Source organism: Planococcus salinarum (assembly GCF_007004625.1).
Taxonomy (GTDB): domain Bacteria; phylum Bacillota; class Bacilli; order Bacillales_A; family Planococcaceae; genus Planococcus; species Planococcus salinarum.
In genome coordinates, this window is sequence record NZ_VIFV01000004.1 from 19,933 (window position 1) to 46,208 (window position 26,276).

24 protein-coding genes are annotated in these 26,276 nt (G+C 46.8%); 15 read left to right on the forward strand and 9 right to left on the reverse strand.

From position 1 onward, the window contains the following. Positions 1-69: 69 nt before the first annotated feature. Complete coding sequence (gene coaW / locus DIJ65_RS04845) at positions 70-873, forward strand: type II pantothenate kinase (RefSeq protein WP_117301679.1); 804 nt, start codon at positions 70-72, stop codon at positions 871-873. A 101-nt stretch (positions 874-974) separates the two neighbouring features. On the opposite strand, the gene DIJ65_RS04850 is transcribed toward coaW, so the two are convergent. Beyond that, positions 975-1,535, reverse strand: a complete 561-nt coding sequence (locus DIJ65_RS04850; protein ID WP_117301677.1) for a nitroreductase family protein — start codon at positions 1,533-1,535, stop codon at positions 975-977. 198 nt (positions 1,536-1,733) lie between these two features. Here DIJ65_RS04850 and DIJ65_RS04855 point away from each other — a divergent pair, with 198 nt between their 5' ends. Further along, on the forward strand, positions 1,734-3,128 hold the full coding sequence (locus DIJ65_RS04855; protein WP_117301675.1) for a protoporphyrinogen oxidase: 1,395 nt from the start codon (positions 1,734-1,736) through the stop codon (positions 3,126-3,128). A gap of 128 nt (positions 3,129-3,256) precedes the next feature. Here the strand turns inward: DIJ65_RS04855 and DIJ65_RS04860 are convergent, their stop codons facing one another. Beyond that, the gene (locus DIJ65_RS04860; protein ID WP_071152373.1) at positions 3,257-4,348 is read right to left on the reverse strand and encodes a C40 family peptidase; all 1,092 of its coding nucleotides are present in this window, start codon (positions 4,346-4,348) and stop codon (positions 3,257-3,259) included. A gap of 270 nt (positions 4,349-4,618) precedes the next feature. Between DIJ65_RS04860 and DIJ65_RS04865 the strand changes: the two genes are divergently transcribed. The 4 genes from DIJ65_RS04865 to DIJ65_RS04880 all read left to right on the forward strand — a co-directional run bounded on the left by DIJ65_RS04865 (position 4,619) and on the right by DIJ65_RS04880 (position 8,372). After that, on the forward strand, positions 4,619-5,014 hold the full coding sequence (locus tag DIJ65_RS04865; protein ID WP_071152374.1) for a hotdog fold thioesterase: 396 nt from the start codon (positions 4,619-4,621) through the stop codon (positions 5,012-5,014). A 636-nt stretch (positions 5,015-5,650) separates the two neighbouring features. After that, entirely contained in the window at positions 5,651-6,613 is a 963-nt protein-coding gene (locus DIJ65_RS04870) for a hypothetical protein (protein WP_071152375.1), read from the forward strand. A 227-nt stretch (positions 6,614-6,840) separates the two neighbouring features. After that, positions 6,841-7,062 (forward strand): hypothetical protein, encoded by a 222-nt coding sequence (locus DIJ65_RS04875; RefSeq protein WP_117301673.1) that lies wholly within the window; start codon positions 6,841-6,843, stop codon positions 7,060-7,062. Between the two features lie 14 nt (positions 7,063-7,076). Beyond that, on the forward strand, positions 7,077-8,372 hold the full coding sequence (locus tag DIJ65_RS04880; protein ID WP_117301672.1) for a DUF4139 domain-containing protein: 1,296 nt from the start codon (positions 7,077-7,079) through the stop codon (positions 8,370-8,372). Between the two features lie 50 nt (positions 8,373-8,422). Here DIJ65_RS04880 and DIJ65_RS04885 read toward each other — a convergent pair whose 3' ends face one another. Both DIJ65_RS04885 and DIJ65_RS04890 read right to left on the reverse strand, forming a co-directional pair. Further along, positions 8,423-9,679: an MFS transporter gene (locus DIJ65_RS04885; RefSeq protein WP_117301670.1), complete on the reverse strand. Its 1,257-nt coding sequence runs from the start codon at positions 9,677-9,679 to the stop codon at positions 8,423-8,425. Between the two features lie 166 nt (positions 9,680-9,845). Then, positions 9,846-10,841, reverse strand: coding sequence for an alpha/beta hydrolase (locus DIJ65_RS04890; RefSeq protein WP_185959491.1), 996 nt, complete (start codon positions 10,839-10,841; stop codon positions 9,846-9,848). Positions 10,842-11,031: 190 nt separating this feature from the next. On the opposite strand from DIJ65_RS04890, the gene DIJ65_RS04895 reads away from it, so the two are divergent. After that, the gene (locus DIJ65_RS04895; protein WP_117301669.1) at positions 11,032-11,733 is read left to right on the forward strand and encodes a hypothetical protein; all 702 of its coding nucleotides are present in this window, start codon (positions 11,032-11,034) and stop codon (positions 11,731-11,733) included. 122 nt (positions 11,734-11,855) lie between these two features. Beyond that, on the forward strand, positions 11,856-12,800 hold the full coding sequence (locus DIJ65_RS04900; RefSeq protein WP_117301667.1) for a ring-cleaving dioxygenase: 945 nt from the start codon (positions 11,856-11,858) through the stop codon (positions 12,798-12,800). A 47-nt stretch (positions 12,801-12,847) separates the two neighbouring features. Here the strand turns inward: DIJ65_RS04900 and DIJ65_RS04905 are convergent, their stop codons facing one another. Further along, positions 12,848-13,756 carry a proline dehydrogenase family protein gene (locus tag DIJ65_RS04905; protein ID WP_117301666.1) on the reverse strand — a complete coding sequence of 303 codons (909 nt, stop codon included), beginning with the start codon at positions 13,754-13,756 and terminating at the stop codon, positions 12,848-12,850. Positions 13,757-14,068: 312 nt separating this feature from the next. Between DIJ65_RS04905 and DIJ65_RS04910 the strand changes: the two genes are divergently transcribed. Then, entirely contained in the window at positions 14,069-15,478 is a 1,410-nt protein-coding gene (locus tag DIJ65_RS04910) for a hypothetical protein (RefSeq protein WP_117301664.1), read from the forward strand. A 134-nt stretch (positions 15,479-15,612) separates the two neighbouring features. Then, entirely contained in the window at positions 15,613-16,659 is a 1,047-nt protein-coding gene (locus DIJ65_RS04915; RefSeq protein ID WP_117301662.1) for a lactonase family protein, read from the forward strand. Between the two features lie 172 nt (positions 16,660-16,831). Here DIJ65_RS04915 and DIJ65_RS04920 read toward each other — a convergent pair whose 3' ends face one another. Beyond that, positions 16,832-17,161: a hypothetical protein gene (locus tag DIJ65_RS04920; protein ID WP_117301660.1), complete on the reverse strand. Its 330-nt coding sequence runs from the start codon at positions 17,159-17,161 to the stop codon at positions 16,832-16,834. A 3-nt stretch (positions 17,162-17,164) separates the two neighbouring features. Next, complete coding sequence (locus tag DIJ65_RS04925) at positions 17,165-17,743, reverse strand: SCO family protein (RefSeq protein WP_313903008.1); 579 nt, start codon at positions 17,741-17,743, stop codon at positions 17,165-17,167. Between the two features lie 263 nt (positions 17,744-18,006). Between DIJ65_RS04925 and glgB the strand changes: the two genes are divergently transcribed. Genes glgB through DIJ65_RS04950 form a run of 5 tightly spaced genes read left to right on the forward strand, consistent with a single transcriptional unit; the run spans position 18,007 to position 24,303 of the window. Beyond that, the gene (glgB, locus tag DIJ65_RS04930) at positions 18,007-19,890 is read left to right on the forward strand and encodes a 1,4-alpha-glucan branching protein GlgB (RefSeq protein WP_117301658.1); all 1,884 of its coding nucleotides are present in this window, start codon (positions 18,007-18,009) and stop codon (positions 19,888-19,890) included. Next, positions 19,887-21,053 (forward strand): glucose-1-phosphate adenylyltransferase, encoded by a 1,167-nt coding sequence (locus tag DIJ65_RS04935; RefSeq protein WP_185959492.1) that lies wholly within the window; start codon positions 19,887-19,889, stop codon positions 21,051-21,053. Before glgB ends, DIJ65_RS04935 begins: the two co-directional genes overlap by 4 nt. After that, positions 21,031-22,053, forward strand: a complete 1,023-nt coding sequence (locus DIJ65_RS04940) for a GlgC family sugar phosphate nucleotidyltransferase (protein WP_117301654.1) — start codon at positions 21,031-21,033, stop codon at positions 22,051-22,053. The genes DIJ65_RS04935 and DIJ65_RS04940 overlap by 23 nt, the downstream gene beginning before the upstream one ends. After that, positions 22,050-23,489 carry a glycogen synthase GlgA gene (glgA, locus tag DIJ65_RS04945; protein WP_117301652.1) on the forward strand — a complete coding sequence of 480 codons (1,440 nt, stop codon included), beginning with the start codon at positions 22,050-22,052 and terminating at the stop codon, positions 23,487-23,489. Before DIJ65_RS04940 ends, glgA begins: the two co-directional genes overlap by 4 nt. Positions 23,490-23,493: 4 nt before the next feature. Further along, entirely contained in the window at positions 23,494-24,303 is an 810-nt protein-coding gene (locus DIJ65_RS04950) for an SDR family oxidoreductase (RefSeq protein WP_117301650.1), read from the forward strand. Positions 24,304-24,647: 344 nt separating this feature from the next. On the opposite strand, the gene DIJ65_RS04955 is transcribed toward DIJ65_RS04950, so the two are convergent. Both DIJ65_RS04955 and DIJ65_RS04960 read right to left on the reverse strand, forming a co-directional pair. Then, positions 24,648-24,950 (reverse strand): DUF3219 family protein, encoded by a 303-nt coding sequence (locus tag DIJ65_RS04955; protein ID WP_117301649.1) that lies wholly within the window; start codon positions 24,948-24,950, stop codon positions 24,648-24,650. Positions 24,951-25,038: 88 nt separating this feature from the next. Beyond that, on the reverse strand, positions 25,039-26,100 hold the full coding sequence (locus DIJ65_RS04960; RefSeq protein WP_117301647.1) for a YkvI family membrane protein: 1,062 nt from the start codon (positions 26,098-26,100) through the stop codon (positions 25,039-25,041). Between the last annotated feature and the right edge of the window lie 176 nt (positions 26,101-26,276).

Below are 26,276 nucleotides of genomic sequence, written 5' to 3' on the forward strand. Positions count from 1 at the left end.
ATTTCACCATATGCTTACATTAAAAACTGACGTTTTGCGGGATGAAATGCGGAAAGTGCAGGTGCAATAATGATTGTCGGAATAGATGCGGGAGGTACGCTTGTAAAAGTGGCGTATACCGAAAATGGAGTACTTCAGTTCACGAAGTATCCGATAGCTGAAATGGACCGGGTGGCTGCCTGGGTGAACGGGCTGGCTGACGGCGAAATTTGTATTACAGGAGGCAGGGCGGGCGTTCTGCTTTCCCTGTTGGATAACGGCGCAAAAGAAATGGTGGAATTTGAAGCGACGCATTTGGGTGTCCAGTTCCTGCTGCAACGCATGAACCGCAAGGATGATGCGTATCTTCTGACCAATGTCGGAACGGGCACGTCCATTCATTGCATTGAACATAACAAACAGGAACGCGTCGGCGGTACAGGAATCGGTGGAGGCACCCTCGTCGGTCTCAGCCGCTTATTGACCGGTGTGGTGGATTATGAAGAAATGGTTTTGTTGGCCCGCCGTGGCTCACGGGACCGGATCGACCTGAAAGTCAAACAGATCTATGAAGGCAAAGTTCCGCCGATTTCCGGCGAATTGACGGCCAGCAATTTTGGCAACAGAATCTTCGAAGTGGCGGATCAATTGTCGAAGGAAGAGTTGCTGGCAGCGGTCATCGGCCTGGTGGGTGAAACCGTCAGCACCATCAGTGTGCATGCGGCAAAACATTGCGAAAGCTCCACCATCATCTACATCGGCTCTTCCTTTTTCGAAAACCCGCTGTTGAAGGAAGTTGTGGAAAGCTACACGGTTCTCCGCGGTGCAACGCCGCTGTTTCTGGAGAACGGGGAATATTCGGGAGCGGTCGGTGCAATGTCTGTGCTGCAATAAAGAGGGGGATGGCGCCAGCATTGGGCCGTCTTTTTTTAATGCTCCATAAGGATTTTCGCCACAGAAAAGAGACTCTGAAATCAGAGTCTCTCGAATAACCATTATTCTTTGATGATGGTCAATTTCTCGCGGATATCTGTGCGGTCACGTTTTTGCGGTACCGTCTGCGGATAGCCGATCATCATGGTGGCGACGATTTTCTCTCCAGGCTGGACACCGAGCGCTTCCCGGAAGACCGGGTTGTAGATCCAATCATTGGAGCGCCAGATCATGCCGATGCCGCGCTCCCAGGCAGCCAGTTGGAAGTTTTGGAGCAGTGATGAAACGGCTCCCATATCTTCATCGCGCTGTTTCTGGCGCGGATCTTCCGAAATAACAGCCACCAGATGCAGGGGGATGTCCCGGAAGTATTCCGCTTTATTGAGTGCGGCGGGGGATGGTGCGCCGTTTACTTTCGAGGCGCAATCAAGGAAGGCCTGGACGAATTTCTCTTTGCCGGCTTCTACAAAGAGAAGAAAGCGCCAAGGCTCGTTTACATGATGGTTCGGTGCCCATTTCGCGATATTGAGCAGCTCGATGATCTCGTCAGTGTCGACGGGATCCAGCTTGAAATTGGTGATGGAGCGTCTATTCATAATCGTTTGATCAATTGGATTGGTCATCTGTAACTCTCCTTCATTTTCGAAATAATTTTGACGTTACTTTATTACTATATTATCACGTTTAAGAGTAGGCATCCATGGAAGAGGCATATTCGCATTGCTGCACTGCTTACAGTTCACGTAAAATACAAACAAAACCGACTGCAGTGGGACGGGTTTATTGATAAAATGGAATCATCAGTAAGGAGTGTGGTTGGCATGAAAAAAGTGGCGATTATCGGTGGGGGGATTACGGGGCTATCCGCGATGCATTATTTTCAAAAACTGGATCAGCAAAAGAACCTGGATCTGGAATTGGTCCTGATTGAAAAGGATCCGGAGCTCGGGGGCAAAATACGTACCGTGAAAAAAGATGAGTTCATCATGGAAACAGGTGCTGATTCAATTGTAGTAAGACATGGCAGTGTTTGGCCCCTGGTGGAAGAGCTTGGACTCGAGGACCGTGTAGTCTATAACGGCACAGGCATCTCTTACCTTTACACAGACAGCGGATTGCACCCGATTCCGGCGGATACGATTTTCGGCATCCCGATGGACGAACATGCGCTGTTCAGTTCGACTTTGATCTCCGAACAGGGCAAGCAGGAAGCCATGAAGGATTTTGAAACGAAAAATGAACATTTCACGCGGGACAGTTCGATCGGGGAATTTCTTGAAAGTTTTTTGGGCAAGGAATTGGTCGAAAAGCAAATCGCGCCGGTGTTGTCCGGCGTCTATTCCGGGAAACTGCACGAGCTGACGTTGGCCTCGACACTGCCGTACCTGATCGATTATAAAAACGACTACGGCAGCATCATCAAAGGCCTTGAAGCCAATAAAGCGAAATTTCAGGGAGCGGCCAATCGAAAGTTCCTTTCATTTGATGAAGGCATGGCCGTTTTGATAGACAGGCTGGAAGAAAGTCTGGGGGATTCAAAAATTCTCAAAGGCATGGAGGTCTCAAGCATTCAAAGGAATGAGGAAGGAATGACACTCCGGCTGGCGGATGGCAGCAATCTCGAGGCCGACTATGTCGTCATAACGGCTCCGCATGATCTGGCGCAGCAGGTACTGGGCCTGAAAGAACTCGAGCCGGAATTCAAGCAGTTGCATAATTCGTCGCTCATCAGCATTTACCTGGGATTTGATGTTCCGGACACAGAATTGCCGGAGGATGGAACTGGATTCATCGTCTCTGAGAACACCGATCTCCGGTGCAACGCCTGCACATGGACCAGCCGCAAATGGGATTATACTTCCAAGAGGGGTAATTTGTTGGTCCGCCTGTTTTACAAGAGTTCGAACCCTGGCTTTGAAGAGTTGAAAGCCATGACAGAACAGCAACTCGCAGCAGTGGCTTTGGAAGATATACGCAAGAGCCTCAAGCTGGAAGCGGCGCCGACATCAGTGGAAGTCACCGGCTGGAACGGCAATATGCCGAATTACAATATGAATCATAAATCCGCTGTTGAAGGCTTGGAACGCAAACTGGCGGAACTTTTGCCGAATGCCAGATTGGCCGGCGCATCCTATTATGGAGTCGGCATCGGTGCCTGCATCCAAAACGGCAAAGATTTGGCCGAAGCCATTACGCAAGAATTGAGCGGCGAATAAAACAGGAAAGAGGACGCGGGCATGGCGCCTGCACCCTTTTTTAATTTATGCCCAACTTCCCATCATGTAAGGAAACAAAGAAAAACCCGCTCTCCCCAATTCTCGGGAGAGCGGGCTGAATTTTATTGTCAGTCCATTGCGTATAAACGTTTGAAGCCGGCGTAATGCTTGCTCCAGTAGGAGTTGCTCAAGCTGGTAATTTGAACCTGGTCGCCGCCTGCGTGGATGAATTGGTTATTGCCGATATAAATGCCCATATGGGAAATTCCGGGGCGGTAGGTGTTTTCAAAAAACACCAGGTCGCCGACTTGCGGCGAGTTCACATCGTATGAACGTGCATCATAGCCCGTAGTATTGGTGCGCGGAATTTTGATGCCCGCCTGGTTATATACATAATAGATGAAGCCGCTGCAGTCGAAGCCACTGCCAGTTGACCCGCCCCAGACATATGGCGTTCCGACAAGCGATTTTGCCGTTTCCACAAGTTTGCCGACTGTATCTGTGGCTGCTGGCGGAGCCGGATTTGACACAGGTGTCGTTTGTGATGGGGCTGCTGTGGAATTTTCGATTTTAAGAATTTGGCCGATGCGGATCATACTGGAAGAAAGGCCGTTCCAGTTCATCAATTGAGTGACGGAAATGCCGTTGCGGTAGGCAATTCCCGTTAAAGTATCGCCACTGACAACCTGATAGGTTCTTGCTGTTCCGGCCGTTTGTGCCGGCGCTGGAGCCGGTGTTGCTGCAGCCGGTGGATTCGGTGCCGAAACTGTTGGCGTGGCAGCAGCTGCGCTCACTTTCAGTTTCTGTCCAGGGAAGATCAGGTGCCCGGAAATGTTATTGAGGCTCTGGATTTTGCTGACGGTCGTTTTATGTAAGGAGGCAATTTTGGATAATGTATCGCCGGATTTTACTGTGTATGTAGCCGTGGTGCTGCTGGCCGGTTGTGAAGGAGCCGGTGCTGCTGGAGCAGGCGCCGGAACGGTTACGGTACTGCCTGTTGCTGAAGCGGCAACTTTGATGACTTGGTTCGGGTAAATGGCATCTGATGAAAGATTGTTCCAGGTTTTTAAGTTGGTGACGGAGACATTATGCTGGCTTGCAATTTTCCATAAGCTGTCACCGGATTTGATCGTGTATATAGCACTTGCTTCTGCATCTGCGACGCCGATGAAAAGGGCCAGGGAGCCTGATGCAATTACGGAAAAGGCAATTTTATTCATAGTTTCTCTCCTCATATATGGTAATTTTTTATAGTTAATCAGTACAGGATACTTACGAATTTTAGTACTCTCTATTCTATCTGTAACAAAAAGAATAGGCAATATGATTTAATATTACATTTTGATTACAAAGTTGAAAAAGAGGTTTGAAAGAAAGGGGGTCGGGTCTGAATAAATCATCCCCTGTCTTTTAAAAACGTATTGCCAAAAGTTTCAATGTTTGCCATTATTGCATCAAGAGAATGAATTTTGGAAAGAAGGGGAACAACAATGCAAATGAAACCCGCAGAAGAAACGATTGCCGGAGTCCTGGGGATTGAAATGGGCGATATCACGGAACAACGGGTGACAGCGACAATGCCGGTCAATTCCGCAACCCACCAGCCATTCGGCCAGCTGCACGGCGGTGCCTCCGTCGTTCTGGCAGAAACGGTGGCGAGTGTCGGCACCTGGCATCTGATCGATCAGGAGAACGAAATTGCGGTCGGACTTGAAATTAATGCCAACCACATTAGAGGAAAACGCGATGGCATCGTCACCGCGATCGGCACTCCTTTGCATAGAGGGCGCACAACTATGGTATGGGATATCAAGATTATCGATGAACAAGAGCAGCTCATTTGTGTATCAAGGTGCACTGTGGCAATTGTGCAAAGGAAAAAGTAGATTGTTACTTTCCTCCTAATAGAAGGAATTACAAAAACAGCCCACCGGACCATTGGCCGGTGGGCTGTTTTATATAAGGTGATTTAAGGTCTATAGGAGCCGAAATTCCGCGAAGCTGCTCCAGCGGCGAAGCGGTCTGTAAAGTATAATTCTTTTGTTAAATTTAACTGGGTATTCATTATTTTCTTTTTCCAGCTCCCATAGGTAAGTGCTTGAATTCGAGTCCGGCACGGAAGCCGGTCATCGTTCCATATATAAGAAAACAGCGTATTTCTGATTTTACAGCTTTATATCAAAAAATGGCCAGTCAATTTAATGATAAAAACAGCGTATTTCTGTTTTAGTCCTTTTCATTGGGGAATAAGAGAGTTAACATAAAAGGAGTGCAAATATTGCAGATGATCAAGGCGATTAAAAGTTTGCAGCACTCCGACGGGGTCAACAAGAAAAATTCTGACATGCCTCCAAAACGGGCAGAATAGAATATAAAAAATCAGACCACCATTAGAAAAGATCAGTGAGACTTTACTTCCCGCATGTCGGTCTATGCCGGTACTGCGGGTTTTCGTCATAATAAGCAGTCTGTCGCCGGAACATGGGAGAGCCCGAATATTATTGGAAAAGAGTGTGGACGCAATGTTTGATAATATAAAAGAATTGATGGAAGCGAGAGCGATTAAAGACAAGCGTTCGGTCTCGTGGAATACATTATGTGAAACGGAACTGCTGTCGGAAACCTTTATCCGGGACAATGAAGCTCTTGTAAACTGGTATCTTGTTTCCGGTCATCAGCAATTGTCGGAGAGCTTTATCCGGGAATTCAGCGGACGCCTGTATTGGGATGAAGTTATCCGTACGCAAAAAGTGTCCGAGGCCTTTATCGAAGAGTTTGCGGATGCAGGCAAATGGGTGCCCTCACGGGGACAATTGAGTAAAAGGCAGCAAAAAACATGGGACAATGAGGCGAGCCCTTTTAATGCCAGGCAATACTGGGAAATTGTCTCCCGCAAAACGGAATTATTAAATTCCAAGGGGCTTTCACCGATATTCATCGAAAGGCATAGCGATAAATTAGCATGGGTTTCGTTATCCACCTGCCAGCGACTGCCGATGTCGCTGATCGATCGGCATCCGCAGCGTGTCGACTGGATTGCGGTAACCCGTCACCAGGTCTTGTCCGAACTGTTTATCGAAAAGTATCGCAGTAAAGTGGAATGGGAGACGATTACGTTTCACCAGCAATTGTCCGAACGCTTCATCAACAGGCACCATGCGAAAATGGGCTTTATATCTGCGGAACAGAAAAGATCTGAAGCATTTCTTTATACGCATTTGGACAAGATGGATGCAGCTTCCGTCGTGGAACATCAGGATTTTCCAATGATCAGAAATTACGCACCGATGGATGTCTTTGTAATTGCAAAGAATGGCCGCAGAAAATACATTCTGAAGTTTAAAGAGCCGGATACCGAAACATGTGATGAGTATATCAAAGTGGACGAAGAAGAAATCCTGGAAATTCTGCAGGAATATCAGCTGACTGAAATAATTGAGGCTGACTTTCCGGAACTGCTGGTCAGTGAAGGGACGGGTTTTTAACTTTGCAACACTATTTTCCATCGATATTGGCAGGACGGTAATGTGAAATACTGGATTTTAGGCCGGCGAACTGGAGGCAAACCTCCTTTCGCCGGCCTTTTTGTATAAAATAAAAATTGGAATAATCAGAAATAGGTGGAAAGTAATTTTGAAAATGTTAAAATTCCTGTGTAGGGAAGTGTAAAGCGGTTTTAAAAACGTGCAGGGTATTTCTTCGGGAGGCTATTATGGAAAATCGGGTTGGAATAATCGATTTCACAGAACAGGGCGAATCGGTCTATGTAGATTTGGAAGTGTTTGATGCAAAACAAAACAAGTTATACCGGAAAGAAGTCCGTTTTCTCGGCAACCTGCTTTATGGAGATTTTATACACGCCGACAGGTCACCGCTGACGGAAGAATGCCGGCAGCAAACAGTGGAGTATTTGAAGAACTACTTCAATCGCTGAAGAGGAGGGTGAAGATGAAGTTCCAATCGGGCAAAGCTACCAGGAAATCCCTTGAATTGACGATTTACAATAGCGGGTTTGCATCTGTAAAGGAAGTCCGCGACATAAAGGCGGAAAAAGAAATCGATCAATTGATGATAGGGGATCTGCCTGCAAAAGTCGAAGCGGACTCTGTCTATATCAAAGGGCTCCCTGTACTCGAACAAACTTTTGAAAGCGGGCGGACCAATAAGGAACAATTGCTGCAGAATCATATCGGCCGGCTGATTACTGTCAGAAACATGGAATTCGGAGAGGAAATGATAATCCGTCTGGTGGCTGTAAGCCCTGACCTTATCGGCGAAAAGAAAAGCACCGGTGAAATCGTCATCAATCCTACAGGAGACCTTGTTCTGCCTCCGGCTGAACAAGAAATGCTGATACACCCAACCATCTCCTGCCGCATCGAACCCGGAAATTCAGCATCCGGTTTTGATCTGTTTTATCTGACTGCAGGCATCACTTGGGAGGCATCTTATACAGCCGAGCTGCATGAAGGAAAAATTCTCATTGTTGGCTGGATGAATATTGAAAATCATGCTGGTGCGGATTTCGAAAACTGCAGCTTAAAAGCAGTGGCCGGCATCGTAAAAAGAGCGGGAAATAATTTGGCAGCAGTGGAAAATGAATTATTCAGAAGCGAAGCAATGGGAAGACATACCGAAGAATATGGGTTTTCTGATGCAGCTGTCTATAAGATCGGCAACCCGGTTTCCATTGCGAATGGGCAAACCAAACAGATTCAATTCCTGCAGCCTCAACCCATCGCTTTCCAGAGAATCTACAGAATAGAGGACAGCGGTGGAAATGCGGCGGTGTACCTGCAATTCGGTGATGCCGTCGAAGATGCTTTGAACATCCCGCTTCCGAAAGGGATTATGAAGTTATATGAACGTAGTCCGGATGGCAACATGGAGTTTATTGGCGAAGCCAGGATCGGCCATACCCCGGCAAAAGAAAAGCTTTTTGTGAAAATCGGTGAAGCCTATAACCTGACCAATAAAGCCCGTGAGAGGAGCCGCAAAAAAGGGGACGGACATGAATATGTGACTTTTGAGTATCAAATCAAAAACAGCAAGCCGGAAAATGTGGGCGTCCTGGTCGAGCATATTGTCGGCGATCCCTTTTGGGAGATGGAATCTTCGAGCCACGATTATGAGGTAATGGATTCGCATACCCTTGAATTCCATGTGAGGATAGGTGCTGGTAAAACAGTCGAGCTTGAATTTACGTACAAAGCAGAAAGCGATCCGAAAATCCGGTTCCTTTGACAGCCACAAAAAAACAGCTCCGGACCTGTTAATGGTCCGGAGCTGTCAACTTACCCCTCACTCAATTTCCGTCTGCCGAAAATGAAATAATAATAGGTGGAAGAAACGATATACAGCGCCGCAGTGATTGTGAACGCATACGCATAGCCCCAGTAGGAACCGAAGGCGATAACGAGACTGGCTGCAACAGGACCCATCGTCGCCCAGCCGACATTGAAGACCATTTGGTTCACCGAATTGGCAAGTCCTTTGTATTTGTCATGGACCACCTCCATGGCAATGGCACTTTGGATCGGATTGCCCGCATTCATCAGTGCCTGGCGCAGCAAAAATCCTAAAGAAGCAAGCAGCAGGGAAGTGGTGTAGGCAGTTAAAATCAGGAATGGAATCGATAAGACCTGAAAGATAATCAGTGCCTTGACCTTGCCGACCCTTCTGACGAGCATCGGCCCAATCAGCATTGCAACAGCCGTCATGGCCGAACCCAGTGAAAGCACCAGGCCGATATAGGTGTTCGAAGCATCAAAACGGTTGGCAAAGTACAGGTTTAGATAAGGCACCACCAAACCCGAACCGAGTCCGATCAGCAGGCTGGCGAACGAGAAATGGAAAATAACGATCAGGTTGCGCCTGAAGCCGGGATCGTCCGCTTCAATATCGATTCGCGTTTCCACTTTCTCTGATGGGGCGGGAGGTTTATTGCTCAGTTTGAACAGGGGCAATAAACCTGCCGTGAACAGCGTGGCTCCCAAAAGCAGTGACCAGCGGATGGCTTCCACAGCTTCCATCAAAAGAAAGACCTGGAAAACATCTGACACAACGCCGCCAAGCAGGCTGCCGACAACGTTGGCGGCGGTCATCAACGCAAAGTAAATGCTGAACATATGAACCCGCTCAGAAGGCTTTGAATTCTCGGCCAGCAGTGGAACGCCGGAAACCTGGACAAATGCCATAAAAAGTCCAGTGAAAAAAGCTGCTGTTACAAGGGGGGATTCAAAGACGGCAAAACTTCGATAGTATAAGGTTACAGCCCCGAACAACGCCCCGGCGATGATGATCCATTTGCGCCCGAGCTTGTCACTCAGAAAACCGGCAGGAATCAGCATGATGGCCGAAGCCATGGCTGTCATGGAAATGACCTTGCCATTAACGGTTTCCGGCATGCCGAGTTCTTTTATGTACAGATTATACATCACCATGAACACGCCCAACCCGATCTGAATCAGGACATTTGCGAGCATAAATAATTTGATGTTTCGATTAAAGGAAAGGATATTCTCCTTCCAATCCATAAACCAGGATTTCATTGGCTTCCAACTCGTTTCATTTCTGCCTGATATTTCGTCTCTCTAAATATATAGGCAGAAATGAAATAAATCAATGGGTTCCGCTGATTTGTTCTTTCCGCACCCCATCCGCCTTTCCGCGGACTAAAAAACCCCAAACAGGCGACAGGCCATGTTTGGGGTCTTATTATCTGCTTTTTACAGAAAGAAAGTCCAGCATCTGTCCAAAAGTTTCCTGTGCATCCAGCGTATCCAGTGCGTACTGGAATTCGTGCTGAAGATTTTTGTCCGTGCCATCGAAAAATACGGTTTCCACCTCCACGCCTTCCGCTTGTAAAAGACTGGCGAGCTCTGTCGATTGGGAAGCTAAGGGATCACCATCTCCGACAGAAATGAATGCCGCAGGGAAATCCGCAGTAATGTGCCGGACAGTCGACAGCTCATGAATATTTTCAAACGTCTGATATGCAGTTGTTCCGGTATACGCATTCAGGAAATAATCGATATTCGGAAACCCTGTGTCACCAACGGTTTCCATATTATATAAACCGCAATACAATAATGCACCACGCAGGGTCTCGGAGCCAACAGCCGGCTGGATGCCCATTTCGTTTGCCAGGAGGCTGTTTGAAATAACGGCGCTTAGCTGGCTGGCGATTTGCGCACCGGCCGAATCGCCCCCGATAAAGACGCGGCTCATGTCTCCGCCGAAATCAGCGGCATGCTGCTGCAAATAATCCAATGCAGCATTGGCCTGGAAAATTGGTCCGGGATAAAGCTGTTGGGGTGCGAGGCCATAATCCATATTTGCCACAATGTACCCCTCATAGGCGAGTGTCATGGCATAATCTTTCCGGCTGTCTTTTGATCCCCCGACATATCCGCCGCCGTGAATCCACAAAACGACCGGCATCGAATCATCCGCATCCACAGGGACATAGATATCAAGAAGCGCTCCGGATTGTGTTTCATAGACAAGGTCCGGAATCACCTTAACACCAGCTCTCACTTCATCTATGGAGGGAGGGGGAGCAAAGACTGCAGACCCGGCCGGCTCCCTGGAAGCGGCCGCATCTTTCGGAGTCAGCAGCTCCTCTGCCAAAACCAGTGCTGCCAGTAAAAGGACGATGACCAACGGGAAAATCCATATTTTATTCAGCAGAACTTTAGCAGAATTCTTCATAACGCACATCCCAACGTTATTGTTGTTTGGTGATTCGGTAGTATTCTCATCCTATCTGCAATGATTGTAATAAAGAAAGAGACTAACTGCTCAAATCTTGTAATATCTGCAATTCGGGGTTCTTTATGGAAGAAGCGGGTAAATAAACGGGTAATGACTAAAGAAGAGTGAAGAAGCGGAGGTACGTAATTTGTTTGGACTTGTAGACTTATTGGCATTGATAGTTTCAGCGTTTATCATTCTGCCTGTTGTTGTTTTCCTTCGCGAGCTGGGCTACGTGGTGGTCAGTATGATACTGGGCGTAAAAAATCCCAGGTTAACCGTCGGTTCAGGCCCGAGAATTTTTAAAATCGGCATGTTCGATATCCGAAAATACTATCATTTGTACAGCTGGTTTTCCTATGACTCTTTAAAAAAGGAAGGAAAATTTGCTTACATTATGTTATATGCCGGTCCAATACTGTCGAATGTAATTGTGGCTGTGACAATAAATGCAATGCTGGCAAACGATATGATGGAGGACAATACCACTTTCTGGAACCGATTCATTTTTTATGCATTCTACTACGTATTGTTTGATGTTGTCCCGATGAAAACAGCAAACGGTAAGCCGAATAACGGATTAATCATCTATGAAATGTTGCGTTATGGAAAACGGACGGATTATAACGACGAGCCATTTATACCTGGCACATCAGAAGCCGAAGACCAATACAAGGAAGAAATGGAGAAAATAGAAGAAGTGAAAGAACATCAAAAAGATGCTGCCGAAGAAAGTTCAGACTCTAAAAGGGAAGAACGACAGAAGAAAAAAGAAATCGAAAAGGAAAAAAACGAACAAATAGAAGATTTGGAAGAAGCTGGACAGAATGAAGGGTCCAAGTCCAGATAACATGCAGAAAATAAGCTGGAGTAATTAGGAACCTGGTTTTGCCACCAGGTTACATTGGATTTCAGATAGTTTATTGCTATGATTGCGAAAAAGGGAATTACCCTTCAGAGGAGCGGATAAAGATGAACAAAAAAATCACCGGCATCCATCACATCACAGCAATTGTTGGCGACGCACAGGAGAATGCAGATTTCTACGCGGGTGTACTGGGCTTGCGCCTGACGAAAAAAACAATCAATTTTGACGATCCCGGCACCTATCACCTCTATTTCGGTAACACCGAAGGGGAACCTGGCACGATTATGACCTTTTTCCCCTGGGGCAATGCCTATCGCGGAAAAATTGGAGATGGCCAGGTTGGAGTGACTGCCTTTGCGGTACCTGGCAGCACATTGGGATTTTGGAAAGAACGATTGCGGAAATTTGGGATTCCTTTTAAAGAACAAAAAAGGTTTAATGAAGAATACCTGAGTTTTGAAGATCCCCATGGCCTTCGACTCGAGTTGGTGGAAAGACCTGATGGAAAGAACAGCTCCTGGAATTTCGGAGGCATTACAGAAGAAACTGCGATTAAAGGGTTTGCTGGTGCCCTGCTCTTTACAGCCAATGCTGAAAAGACAGTGGAATTGCTTGAATCGGTCATGGGTCTGGAGAAGGTTGGTGAAGAAGAAAACATCATCCGCTTCCGGTCATCCGCTGCCATCGGCAATATTGTGGATGTGATGACCGAACGGCAAGGCACAGGGCAAATGGGCGTAGGAACCGTTCATCATATTGCCTGGCGCGCAGAGGATGATGAGGACCAGCTCGAGTGGAAAGAAAAGATTGAAAACTGGAGGCTCGGTGTTACCCCTGTCCAGGACCGCAATTATTTCAACTCGATCTATTTCCGGGAATACGGCGACATTCTGTTTGAAATTGCCACCGACCCGCCAGGATTCACGATAGATGAACCACTCGAATCTTTGGGCCAGGACTTAAAACTCCCGCCGCAATATGAGCAATTCCGCAAACGCCTGTCCCAGGAGCTCCCTCCTTTGCAGGTGAGGAATTTGGATGAGCGGTAAATAAAAGGAGCAATGGACATTGTCCACTGCTCCTTTTATAAATGATTTTATTTCGACACGATGCCGCGCAGTGCAAGGTTGATGTTCTGCGGGCGTTCCGCCAGTCTTCTCATGAAATAGGCGTACCAGTCTTCACCGAAAGGCACATAGGTGGTGAACGCAAAGCCCTCAGCTGCCAGGTCCTGCTGCATTTCCGTACGGAAACCGTAAAGCATCTGGAACTCAAAGCGGTCATGAGGAATGTCGTTTTCTTCAACGAACCTCTTCACTTCGTTGATGATGTTGTGATCGTGGGTGGCGATGGAAGTAAACGCTTTCCCCAGCAGGCGAAGTTTGATCAACTTCAGGAAGTTTTCATCGATATCCTGTTTGCTTTGCAGCGAAACATCCGGAATTTCCTTATAGGCACCTTTCACGAGGCGCAAACGGACATCTTCCAAATGCTCAAGATCTTTTTCTGAGCGATAAAGGTAAGCCTGGATGACTGTTCCGACATTCGGGTATTCTTCCCGCAGCGCAAACAATATATCGAGTGTTTGCTGGAGGTGGGCGTAGTCTTCCATATCCAGATTGATGAAGATATCATAGTTTGCAGCTGCCTGTGAAATTTCACGAATATTTTCCAGACAGAAATCGAAATCGACATCAAGGCCGATCTGTGTAAGCTTTATAGACATGCTGGCATTGACGCCGTGTTCTTGAATAGCTTCTATTGTATTCAGGATATTTTCTTTTGCAGCAGTTGCTTCTTCTCTGCTGTATACGAATTCCCCGAGATTATCGATGGTTGCACTGATTCCCTTGCTGTTCAATTCTTTGACCGATTTCATCACACTATCGATATCGGTTCCGGCCACCATTTTACCGGCGCCCATTTTTAAACCCCATTTTTTTGCACCGCTGTTTAACAATTGGTTCTTGGACAAAGCAATAAAAAAGTCTCTGGTTACACCCACAATATTTCCTCCTATACTATCAAACGACTTAATTTATCTCGAAAAACCAGCAGTTCGGCAAAGAATTGCATTCAGCTTATTCATCGGGGATTTTGAAAAAAAATCCAGTGAAACGCTGTGCGCCCGTATCCCAGATATATTATAATTGATTGTTTGAAGTCAGCATATCATTAAATATTATAGAATTAAAACTATTCCTGTTAAAAAAATTTATTTTCATGTCTTTTTTAAGAACTGGAGCCTTTGCAAAAGGTCAGATAGGTGTAGAATGGATAACAACTCTGGATAAAACCGGAAAGGAAGAGGTAATTAATGAAAGGTTTCGCAGCAAAAGGTTTTACCTTTTCGGTATCGGTATATGCATTGCTCCATTTCACCACTTACTTTTTTTATAATGAAGCTTTATTCAACGTTTTATCCATATTGGGGCTGCTGACGCTCATTTTTGCGCTTCTGCTGCTCCCTCTGGCCAAGTTGCAGCTGCCGATTTTCCTGTCGACAATTGCAGTAGCTGTCCTTGTTGTTACAGGAGATCCTTTGATGGACGGATTGGCTGCAGGCTTTTTACAGATGCGCAGCCTGATTTCATTATTGCTGATTGTTCCGATGATCAGCTGGGTGTTGAACGAAGAACCTTATATAGATGAAATCATGAGCTATGGCCACAATTTCCTCAATGAAAGCCGGAAGTTTTATCTGGGCCTGACCGGGATGACGCAGATTATTTCTCATTTCCTTTTGTTCGGTGCGGTCCCGATGATGTACAGCTTTATTGACACTTTTTTAAAGGAGCAGAAAAGCGAAGCTTGGGAAAATTTTAAAGGAACTGCGATTTTGCGCGGATTTGCCTTATCGACCTTATGGGTCATCAGCATTCCAAGTTTTATATTCGCGGTAGAGGCGCTGGGAGCGACTCTGTGGAAATCAGTCCTATTGGGCTTTGCTGCAGCTGCAGGGGGAAGTCTGCTGGGCACAGCTTTTGCTTACAGGCAGGAAAAAAGAGATCAGGAAAACTTTACTGCTGTCCTGCAGACGGAAATAGCCAAGGCGATGAAAAATTCGAGAAATACAGGGAAATGGAATCGCGATGTAGCCGAGTTTGTTTTTCTTTTCATATCGTTATTCGGCACAATCTTTTTTGTCCAGGGCGTTTGGAACATCGATTTCCTGGTGGCTATCCCACTGGTGATTCTGTTTTGGACATTGTTTTATTTCCTGATGAAAAAGCGCATGGGCAGCTATATTGCAGACGGCCGGAATTATTTCTCAACCGGTATTTCCAGGCAGGCGCAGCAGTTCAGTATTTTGTTGTCTGCCGGCTTGGTAATTTATGCGCTGAATAAATCGGGTACGGGCTCTTATGTCATCGATGGGATGAATTATTTAACTGAAATTGTGCCGTACCTGAACATATTGCTGCTTCTGCCGTTCATCCTGATCCTTCTCGGGTTTGTCGGACTGGGCCCATTGCCGGTCATCGTGCTGGTGACGGGTATTTTGGAAGGGGTGGCCCTGCCGTATCCACCGGAACTGGTCGTGCTGGCGGTGACATCGGGCAGCGTCATTTCAATCATTCTGTCCCCTTTCGTCATGCCGGTAATTATTCTGAGCAGTATGAATGGTTTAAGTGGAGTGCGCAATGGCCTTCGTTTCAATTTAAAATACGCCATCGCTTTTTACGTTATGATACAGGTGTTTATCCAGACAAGTATTTTACTATAATAAAAACGAATCCACCCGGGCTGGGTGGATTTTTTACGGTTGGCGGGAAGTGGGTGTTTTGGTAGGCTGTATATAACTTCGACCGAATTTAACTGAAAACGGAAAGTGGAGAATTCAAAAAAGGAGGAATTTCTTTGGCTGTTCTTTATTTGCTAACAGGTTCTTACGCAGGGCGGGAAGAGAAAGGCATCAAGCTGTGGCAGTTTGACACGGATTCGGGGGCATTGGAGCAAGTGGATGGAGTCAGCGGGATTGCGCGTCCGTCATTTTTAGCCATTCATCCGACAGGAGAAATGTTTGTGTCGGGCAGCGAAGATTTCAACGGGGAGCTTGCATCTTTCGAAATGGATTGGGAGAGCGGGAAGATTGCGGAGTGCAGCCGGCGGGATGGCAACGGGGATCATCCCGCTTATGTGACGATTGACCGGAGCGGCGAATGGTTGCTGTCTGTGAATTATTCCGGTGGCAATGTGAATGTCTTCCGGCTCCCACAAGACAGGACGATCGGGGAACAGACCGATTCTGTGCAGCACGAAGGTTCGGGACCGAACAAGGAAAGGCAGGATGCAGCTCACCCGCATTCCGTTATCCAGGTTCCGGAAAGGGATCTGTTCGCCGTCTCAGACCTTGGAACAGATGCAATCTATTTTTACCAGCTTCATCCGGAGAGTGGAAAGCTCTCGCTGCACCAGGCGCTCCATGCAGAAGGAGGAAGTGGACCGAGACATCTGGCGTACCATCCGGACTTGCCGGTGTTCTACTCGCTGGGGGAACTGAGCTCCACAATAACGGTCTACTCTTTCAATCCCGATGATAGTATTGATCAGATGCAGCGCGTGTCGCTCCTGCCTGCGGGATATAAAGGGGAAAATACTGCAGCGGAAGTGGCAGTGTCTGAAGACGGAAAAATCCTCTACGCATCAAACAGGGGACATGACAGCATCGTCTCTTTTGAAATCGGTGAAGACGGCAGACTGCAGAATCCCGAATTCACCAGCAGCGGAGGACAGGGCCCGCGTCATTTCACACTTGTCCCGGGCGGAGACTGGCTGATCGTGGCCAATGAAAAATCCGATTCCCTCACCGTCTTGAAACTGGAAAGCGGCCGGCCGGTCGGGCTGGTACAGGAAGTGGAAACGGACTCACCGGTCTGTGTGAAATTCATCGAGCGAATCAAATAAAAACAGGCATCGGACAAAAAATCCGGTGCCTGTTTTTTGTTGAGAAAGAGGATGTTGCCATATAAGCGATATTCCGCAAAACCGCTTCGAAGACATCGGCCGACGCTTGCGAGGCTAAGTCTTTACGACGAAGCAGCGCAGCAATGCGAGAGCACGATTTGTTTCTCCACATTCACCAATCCTCTGATTCTTTTTCGATCACGCCGAATTCTTTTAAGATGCTGGTAAACCGGCTTTCGTTGTTGCTTTTAAAAGCTTCTGCGGTGCAATCTGAATGCGGGGGGTACTCCAACTCTTTTGCCTGCGCCAGCGTCGACTCTTCGAGAAAATTCGTTGCGTCCGCTTCCTGGAAACAGGAAGGAGCGATATACGTCCGGTAGGTGTGCTCCAAAACAACACGCGTGTTGGGGGGAGGAACATTTTCGCGCGGCACGAAAAGAAAAATCAGGAACGCCGTTGCAGCTAAAATGCTGAGTATGACCCAGATGTTCATTTTCTGCATCGGTCAGTCCTCCGCCGACAGAATTTCAATATCGTTGATGATTTCTTCGACAGGAGGATCGATGCCATCGTAGAATTTCCGGACGACGCCGTCGCGGTCGACGAGGTAAAAGGAGGTGCCGTGGACAACCTGATCTTCATTTTCCGGTTTTCTGGCAACGGTCTTGAAACTCTCCATTGCAAACTCGTCGATTTTTTCAGGTGAATAGCCGGTCAATAGATCCCAGCTGTTCAGATCCGCTCCGTAACTTTCGGCGTAGGATTTTAACACTTCAGGACTGTCAATCGTGGGGTCGACACTGAAGGAAACGATTCTTACATCCAGTCCCTCCTGCGCTATTTGTTTCTGGAGCCCGGTCATGTTCGCCATCATCGGCAGGCAGACGGTTGTACAATTGGTGAATACGAAATCTGCGAGCCAAATTTCCCCTTCGAGATCGTCGAGGCCGACCTCTTCATTCTCCTGATTGATGAAAGTGAATTCTTCTATTTCCCAACTGACGGAATCTTTTATTTCCTGGCCGCATCCGGCTAAGAAAAGGCTTAAGGTTAATATGAGGGCAAACCATTTGGTTTTCAGCAAGACTACCCGTCCTTTCTGAATCTTTCCTGAATCTTTCTAAGCGTAGTAGATATAATGGTGGCTAACAAGTACCAGAATTCAAAAACATGTGTAAATATTTCGAACGGCCGGAAAAGGTCAGCAGGAATGCCGGAGCTTGGAATGTAAAGTGACCGAAAACAAAGTTTACGAATAATTTAGTCAATTTACAGAGGATTTTCAATAGGCGTGTAGAATCTACTAAAGATAGATAATAAAGGAAGGCGATGCCAGGAGGTGGTTTCATGATTATCCGGGAGGAGAAGTTGACAGTAGCTAAATTAAAGGATTTTCATAATGGCCTTATGACCGATGCCTATCTTTACTTCGGAGCAAAGGTCGAAGCGGGAGAAACATCCTTTACGCTATGGGTACCGGATGTTGAAGGGGTTACGGTTGTTGCATTTGCCCCGCAGACCAATGAAAGAAAATCTTACGGGATGAACAGGCTGCCGTATGATGAGACTGTCTGGCAAACAAATATCCTTGAAGATCTGACAGGCTATTCATATGTCTACGAAATATTGTTGAAGAATGGGGAACTGCTTGAGAAATCCGATCCCTATGCCAGGCAAGGGGAAATGCGGCCGAAAACGAAGTCAGTAATTCCCGGAAAATCGCGGCATGAATGGAAAGAAACAATTTTGCATGCAAAAAAGACAATCACTGAAAACCATTTTGAAAAGCCGATGGCGATTTATGAGCTGCATATCGGTACATGGAAACGGAATGAGCAGGGAGGTTTCTTGAATTATCGGGAACTGGCCGCAGAATTGGTACCTTACGTAAAAAATATGGGCTTTACACATATCGAAATCATGCCGATTACAGAACATCCGCTCGATGAATCCTGGGGGTATCAGGCAACCGGCTATTTCGCGCCGACAATCCGTTATGGTTCAGCGGATGACTTGAAGTATTTCATTTCAGTTTGTGCGGAGAATGGAATTGGCCTTTTTCTGGACTGGATTCCCGGACATTTCTGCAGCGATGTCTTCGCGCTGTCCCTATTCAACGGCAAGGCGCTTTACGAAGAAGCGAGGGAAGAACGGAGAGTGAACCTCGATTGGGGCACCTTGAATTTTGATGTTCGGAGGGGCGAAGTGGTCAGTTTTCTGTTGTCGAGTGCCCATTACTGGGTAAGGGAATTCAAATTTGACGGCTTCCGCATGGATGCCGTAATCACGCAGCTTTTTATCCCGAACGCTGAAACACGAACTTTTAATGAGGAAGGAAAAACCTTTTTAAGAAAACTGACCGCCAGTCTGAAAAATGAATTTCCCCAGGTTATTCTGGTTGCCGAAGATGCCTGGGATCATCCGAAAGTTACACATTCAATAGAGGAGAACGGAATCGGCTTTGACTATAAATGGAATTTCGGCTGGATGCACGACACACTTGAATACATGAAAAAGCCTCCAGCGGAGCGGCCGGAAAACCACCGCCAGATAAATTTTTCACTCGTGTACCATTACGATGAGCGCTATATATTGGCTCTGTCACATGACGAAGTTGTGCACGGGGAAAAATCATTATTGAATAAATTGCCGGGTCCACTTAGGGAGAAGTTTGCTCAATTGCGGCTGTTGCTGGGGTTTTGGATAACTCATCCGGGCAAGAAACTGCTGTTTATGGGGCAGGAATTCGGCCATTCAAGAGAATGGGATTTTACATCTGAAATGGATTGGGATTCACTGGAGTCGGAACCGCAACACCTGGCTGCCATTTTTATGAGTGATTTGTTGGACTTTTATAAGAATGAGGGTGCGTTGCATCAAATGGATAATGACCCAAAAGGTTTTATCTGGCTGGACGCGGATAATCATGAACAAAGCGTGGCTTCTTTTATACGGCGGGGAAGGAATCCTGAGGATGAATGTGTCGTTCTCTGCAATTTCTCGAATAATGACTACCCTCAGTTCCGGGTGGGTGTGCCGCAGGCCGGAAACTATCAACAAGTCTTCTCGAGTGCGGCTGCCAAATACGGCGGCATGGAAGAAAACACTGCCATCACAGCATCAGCTGATGATATCCCGGCGGACGGACAGGAAAGGTCGATGACTATCCAGTTGCCTCTGTTTACAATATGTATCTGGAAATTGATGGAGAAAGGGAGCGAATTGGATTGAAAAAACAGATTGTTGCAATGCTGTTGGCCGGCGGACAAGGGACACGGCTGAAAGAATTGACCTATACAGTTGCCAAGCCAGCGATTCCGTTTGGCGGTAAATACCGCATCATAGATTTTCCGTTATCCAATTGCACGAACTCAGATATCCAGACAGTAGGCGTTTTAACTCAATATCAGCCCCATCTCTTACACCAATATATCGGTCTCGGCACACCATGGGATCTTGACCGGAGAAATGGCGGTGTAACGATGCTTCCACCCTATGCGGAAGCGGATGGCATAAAATGGTACGACGGAACAGCCAATGCAATTTTTCAGAATTTGAAGTTTCTGGAAGCCCACGATCCGGAATACGTATTGATTCTGTCAGGAGATCATATTTATAAAATGAATTATGGAACGATGCTTGAATACCATAAAAACCAGCAGGCGGATGTGACCATTTCAGTTGTTGAAGTGCCATGGGAAGAAGCCAGCCGTTTCGGCCTCATGGAAACAGATGAAGAGATGCGGGTCACAAAATTTGTGGAAAAACCCGAGAATCCGAAAAGTAATCTGGCATCGATGGGCGTCTATATTTTTAAGTATGAAAAACTGAAGCAATACCTGATCAGCGATTTGAAAACAGAAGGTTCGACCCATGATTTCGGGAAAGATATTATTCCGGCGATGCTTGAAAATGAAGAAAAATTGATGGCATACCGCTATAAAGGATATTGGAAAGATGTCGGAACGGTGGAAAGCCTCTGGGAATCGAATATGGATTTGCTGGATCCTGACTCTGGACTGGTGCTCCACGATTCGGCATGGAGAATCTTTTCGTCCAATCCCCAGCTTCCTCCGCAGGTTGTGACGGCGACTTGCGACATTCAGGATTCTCTTGTAAATGAAGGGTGCATCATCGAAGGGAAAGTCCGGAGGTCCATTATTTCGCAGGATGTTCATATTAAAGAAGGCGCTGAAGTGGATGAATGCGTCGTAATGGCGGGAACGGTTATTGGAGCTGGTGCGAAAATCAGGCGCGCAATCATTACGCCTGACCTGGACATTCCCGTCAATTTTGAATTGCAGAAAAAAGATGGGGAAATTACGCTTTTGACAGAGCAAACCATAGGGAATTGGAAAGGGCGTGAAGACAATGCGTTTAGCCGCGGTAATTGATGCGACAGTGAATATTCCGGGTTTGAAAGAATTATCGATGTACAGATCTTCGGCCTCAATTCCTTTTGCCGGAAGATATCGTTTAATCGACTTTGCATTATCCAATATTGTAAATTCGAATATCGGCTCCGTAGGGATTTTCGCACCTGAAGGGAGCATTTCCCTGCTCGACCATATTGGCAAAGGCAAAAGCTGGGACCTTGACCGGCGACGAAACGGCCTTTTCTTCCTTCCCACATCACAGCGTGGAGGCGATCAATTGAGTGTGGGTGCATTTGCCGCGCTGGAAGATCACCTGAGTTTCTTCAAGAAAAGTACGCAGTCCCATGTCCTGGTGACCAGTGCCTTTTCCATCTCACAACTTGATTACACCGATATGCTCGCAGCCCATTTGGCTTCCGGCGTGGACATCACTGAGGCAGTGAGGGATGGAGACTGCATGAAATCCTATATCTTATCCAAAGATTTACTATTGCAGATGATTAAGGGGTTTCGGGAAAATCGGGTAGTCAGTGTAGAAGATGTTGTAAATTTGAAAAAGAAACCATATTCTTTTGCTCAATACGAGTACGATGGCTATTTTGTCTTTATCGATTCAATGGAAAGCTATTTCAATGAATCAATGGCTTTACTTGCGGAAAAAGACTGGCGTGCCCTGTTTTTGCCGGAACGGCCGATTTACACGAAAGTCAAAGATGAACCACCAACGAAGTATCTGAAAGGATCGTCGGTTAAAAGGTGCCTGGTAGCGAACGGCAGCATGCTCGGGGGGAAAGTGACAGACAGCATTCTCGGACGTGCTGTAGAAATTGGCAAAAACTCAAAACTTGATAAATGCATTATCATGCAAAAATGTGTGGTAGAAGAAAATTGTGATCTGCTGTATGTGATTGCAGATAAGGATGTGTATATCAAAGCGGGAAGTGTCGTCCACGGGACGAAAGAAAAACCGGTAGTCATCCGGAAAGGCAGTGTGGTAGGGGAAGGGGATGTGATATGAAAATTGTTATGGCTGCGGCGGAATGTGTACCTTTCGCCAAAACCGGAGGCCTCGCTGATGTAATCGGGGCATTGCCGAAGGAATTGGCCGATTTTGGGCATGATGTTACTGTATTCATGCCCAAATACGCCTTGATACCGGAAAAATTCGTTCAGGAATTCTCATTGCTTGAAGAAATTGCCGTCCCTTTTTCCGGCGAGCAAAAAATATGCGGCGTCTACGAATATACAAACGAAAATGTGCGTTACCTTTTCCTTGGGAACCGTGAATATTACGAGCGGTCTGAAATATACGGCCAGGCTGATGACGGAGAACGATTCGGCTTTTTTAATGCTGCGGTACTAACCGTGATGGTACAAATGGAACTTGAAGCGGATATTATCCATGTCCATGACTGGCATGCTGCGGTTATCCCTTTCTTACTGAAAACGGACAGCAGATTCAAACCGCTCGGAGCAGCAGGCAAAACGGTCTTGACGATTCACAATCTCCAGTTTCAGGGCAGTTTCCAGAAATCGGTCTTCACTGATGGATTCGGGCTGGAAGAAACTCAGTTTGAGGCCGGGGCGATTGAATGGAACGGCCGGTATAATATGCTGAAAACCGGCATTTTATACGCCGACAAAGTGACGACAGTAAGTCCGTCCTACCGGGATGAAATTATGACTTCGCAATACGGGGAAGGACTGGAACAAGTTCTGCAAAAACGGGAAGAGGATCTGGTTGGCATCCTGAATGGCCTGGATACCGATTTTTATAACCCCGCCACGGATTTGGCGATTGAAATGGAGTTTGATCAATCGTCCATCGAAGGCAAGGCGGTGAATAAACGTTCCGCTCAATCCATGATGGGCTTGCCAGTTAAAGGGAATGTTCCATTAACCTTGATGGTTTCCCGGCTTGCGGGTCAAAAAGGAATCGACATTTTGGAAGACGCGTTGCCGAAATTGCTGGAATCCCATGATATGCAGTTTGTTTTGCTGGGTTCCGGAGAAGCGAAATTCGAAGAATTCTTTCGGGGATTGGCTCGGCAGCATCCCGAAAAAGTGGCGGTAAGGATCGGCTTCGATGAAAACCTGGCACATCAGCTATATGCAGGTGCCGACATTTTCCTAATGCCGTCGCATTTTGAGCCCTGCGGCTTGAGCCAGCTCATATCCATGCGATATGGCACGGTTCCGGTAGCAAACAAGACGGGCGGCTTGAAAGATACAATCGTCGAATATGACCGCCGTACGAAGAGAGGCAACGGATTTCTGAGTGATTTCGCGCGGAACTCCCCTTTTGCCGAAGCAGTGGAGCGGGCACTGACGCTTTACCAGGAATCTGAACATTGGGACACACTCAAGCAAAATGGCATGAAAGCGGACTATTCCTGGAAACAAGCGGCCGGAATATACGCAGAGCTTTATCAGAAATTGGTAAAAGGAAGGTGATTCCATGAATGACAAATCCTTCGATAATACGGATTTGACTGACTATAAAGCAAGTGGGGTCCTTGAGGGGAAGGTCGCCATCATTACCGGCGCCAGCAGCGGCATCGGCCAGGCGGTGGCGATTGCCTACGCTAAAGAGGGCGCAAAGGTTATCATTGGTTACAAAGGCAACGAAGCCGGAGCAGAAGCGACGCTTGATCTTATTCAGAAATACGGCGGGACTGCAAAAGCGTTTCAAGGCGATCTGGGGAAGTCGACTGAATGCGACAAACTGGTCCAGTTTACGCTGGATGCCTACGGCGCAATCGATGTGGTGGTCAATAATGCGGGCTATCAATACCCGCAGACTTCTCCGCTCGATATAAGCGATGAACAATTGCTGAAGACATTCGAAATAAAGGCTTTCGCGATGTTCTATCTGGTCAGGGCTGCTTTGCCGCACCTGAAAAAGGGCGCGCGCATCATCAACACAGCATCCATCAACGCCTACCGTGGCCACTCCGATCTGATCGATTATTCGGGTGCGAACGGCGCGATGGTGGCGATGACGCGTTCACTGGCACGGCGGCTTGTCCGGGAAGAGATTGCGGTGAACGGCATCGCGCCAGGTCCCATCTGGACACCTTTGATCACCAAAACATTTGGTGATCTGAACCCTGACGTTGCGGATGACTTTGGTGAAGATGTCCCGGCAGGCCGCCCGGGACAACCGTATGAACTGGTGAAAGCGTATGTGTTTTTGGCAGACCCGCAAAATTCCTATATGACAGGGCAGTTTCTCCATATGAACGGCGGAGATTATATGTCGACATAACATCACAGTCCGGCAGGGGCACAACCTTTCTGCCGGCTTTTTTGTTGCTCCCGTATTTACGGCACTTATACTCTGGGCGCTATCCGTTTCAGCGAGCGCTGTGATAAAATTCACTGTGAATGAGGGAGTGAGTTTTTGAAAAAATTAGTATTGATGCTACTCGTTTTGCTTTGGCTGATTTCAGGCTGCCGGGAAATTTCTGAAACTGCGCCGCAACCGGAAAAGCAAAATGATCCGGATGAAAAATCGGTGGAGGCCCTATTAAAAGTGCATAAGGCAGTAAGTACAAACGGAAATGAAATTGCAGAATGCCCTGGACCATTGATGGTCCAGGGCGTTCGATGTCAGCGTTGCTTTTCGATCAGTTCGAGATAATAATCTGCAACTTGGCCTTCTTTGTATAAATCCGTACGATCGGTCGCATAATTATGAATAGTGGCAGGAAACTCCAGGTTCAGTTCAGGCACGCAAACCTGAAAGTCATTTTTATACAGCAGAACAGCCGTATCGTGGTATTGTTCGCTGCTCACAACAAAGGAAAAGGAGATTTTCACCACGTCCTCCTCTGTGACCGATGCTTTCAGAAGTTCTTTTTTGAAACCTTGAGCGTGTATCTGCTTCTCATCAATCCAAACTATAGTCTCCACAGGGAAAACCGCCTTTCAAAAATTATTTAATATGACTTTACCATGAAAAAACCGTCAAACCCTTAGGGAAGGGTTTGACGGTCCGTTGTTATGCTGAAGCTTTTTTATTGCGTGCGTATCGGATGTTTGCCACAAAGAGGCTGACAACAAGGAACATCCCAAGTAATCCGATGATTGGATAGAATTCGCTTACGAGTTCGGTGAATCCTCTGAAGCTTAACAAATATGCGAGCGTGACAACGGTTACGACAGTGATTTTGAAACGCTTGGTATTCAGATCTGCAAAGCGGGCTGTAAACGAAAACAGCATGCTTACTGCCGTGTTGTAAATCATGGCAAACAAGATTAACGAAATGAAGATTCCGAGGATCGGTGAAATGTCATTGGCCATCTGAAGAATGGGCATATCCGAGTTGCCGACTTGGTCGACAGTCGAAAAAATGGCCAAATGGCTGAGAATGATCAGGACCCCAAGTCCGAGACCGCCAATAAAACCGCCGCGTGCAGCGATTTTCTCATCCTTTTCGACACCCCCCATGACAATTGCCATGGAAGCACCGACCGCTATATTGAAAGACACATAATTGATTGCCGAATAGAACCAATTGGATAAAGCGGAATCCTGCTCTTTGGCGATTGGTTCAAGCGCTGCAAAAGAAGCATCCATCGTCAGTAGACTGTATAAGGCAAGGCCGATGACCATGACCACCAGAAATGGTGTTATGCTGCCGATGATGGCGATAATTTTTTGCACATTGAGCATAATTGTCGCCATGACGATCAAAGCCATCACAGTATTTCCAAGCACAGCCGGTAAGCCGAATTGCTGGGAAAAGATGGAACCCGCGCCGGCTATCATCACCACGCCGACACCGAATAATGTCAGAATGATAATGGCATCCATGATAAATCCGCCGATCTTCCCGCCGATGCCATAAACGGCCTCTTTATGGGAAGTGGTTTGCATGCGGCTGCCGAGTCTTGTCAAACTCATTCCCATATAAGCGAAAAGAGCAGTCGCTAAAATGGCCGCCAATGTACCAAGGTGACCAAAGCTCGTAAAATACTGAAGGATTTCCTGACCGGACGCAAAACCTGCACCGACGATAATACCGATAAACGCACTGCCCATTTTTAAACTTTTCTTCATGATGTACCTCCTGGTGTATTCAAACTCGAAATTAAAACTTATGTAAATATAGCAATAAAATAGCGTTATGACAAAATTTAATCCATAATACTCAATTATTTTTTTGAAAAAGTTATTGTAAAAACATTAAAGTTGCTGAAGCACAGGTACAAAAAAAGGCTGATGCCGGAAAACTG

Coding starts and splice junctions, on each gene's coding strand:
- coaW (WP_117301679.1), top strand. CDS start 70: ATGATTGTCGGAATAGATGCGGGAGGTACGCTTGTAAAAGTGGCGTAT.
- DIJ65_RS04850 (WP_117301677.1), bottom strand. CDS start 1,535: ATGACCAATCCAATTGATCAAACGATTATGAATAGACGCTCCATCACC.
- DIJ65_RS04855 (WP_117301675.1), top strand. CDS start 1,734: ATGAAAAAAGTGGCGATTATCGGTGGGGGGATTACGGGGCTATCCGCG.
- DIJ65_RS04860 (WP_071152373.1), bottom strand. CDS start 4,348: ATGAATAAAATTGCCTTTTCCGTAATTGCATCAGGCTCCCTGGCCCTT.
- DIJ65_RS04865 (WP_071152374.1), top strand. CDS start 4,619: ATGCAAATGAAACCCGCAGAAGAAACGATTGCCGGAGTCCTGGGGATT.
- DIJ65_RS04870 (WP_071152375.1), top strand. CDS start 5,651: ATGTTTGATAATATAAAAGAATTGATGGAAGCGAGAGCGATTAAAGAC.
- DIJ65_RS04875 (WP_117301673.1), top strand. CDS start 6,841: ATGGAAAATCGGGTTGGAATAATCGATTTCACAGAACAGGGCGAATCG.
- DIJ65_RS04880 (WP_117301672.1), top strand. CDS start 7,077: ATGAAGTTCCAATCGGGCAAAGCTACCAGGAAATCCCTTGAATTGACG.
- DIJ65_RS04885 (WP_117301670.1), bottom strand. CDS start 9,679: ATGAAATCCTGGTTTATGGATTGGAAGGAGAATATCCTTTCCTTTAAT.
- DIJ65_RS04890 (WP_185959491.1), bottom strand. CDS start 10,841: ATGAAGAATTCTGCTAAAGTTCTGCTGAATAAAATATGGATTTTCCCG.
- DIJ65_RS04900 (WP_117301667.1), top strand. CDS start 11,856: ATGAACAAAAAAATCACCGGCATCCATCACATCACAGCAATTGTTGGC.
- DIJ65_RS04910 (WP_117301664.1), top strand. CDS start 14,069: ATGAAAGGTTTCGCAGCAAAAGGTTTTACCTTTTCGGTATCGGTATAT.
- DIJ65_RS04920 (WP_117301660.1), bottom strand. CDS start 17,161: ATGCAGAAAATGAACATCTGGGTCATACTCAGCATTTTAGCTGCAACG.
- glgB (WP_117301658.1), top strand. CDS start 18,007: ATGATTATCCGGGAGGAGAAGTTGACAGTAGCTAAATTAAAGGATTTT.
- DIJ65_RS04940 (WP_117301654.1), top strand. CDS start 21,031: ATGCGTTTAGCCGCGGTAATTGATGCGACAGTGAATATTCCGGGTTTG.
- glgA (WP_117301652.1), top strand. CDS start 22,050: ATGAAAATTGTTATGGCTGCGGCGGAATGTGTACCTTTCGCCAAAACC.
- DIJ65_RS04950 (WP_117301650.1), top strand. CDS start 23,494: ATGAATGACAAATCCTTCGATAATACGGATTTGACTGACTATAAAGCA.
- DIJ65_RS04960 (WP_117301647.1), bottom strand. CDS start 26,100: ATGAAGAAAAGTTTAAAAATGGGCAGTGCGTTTATCGGTATTATCGTC.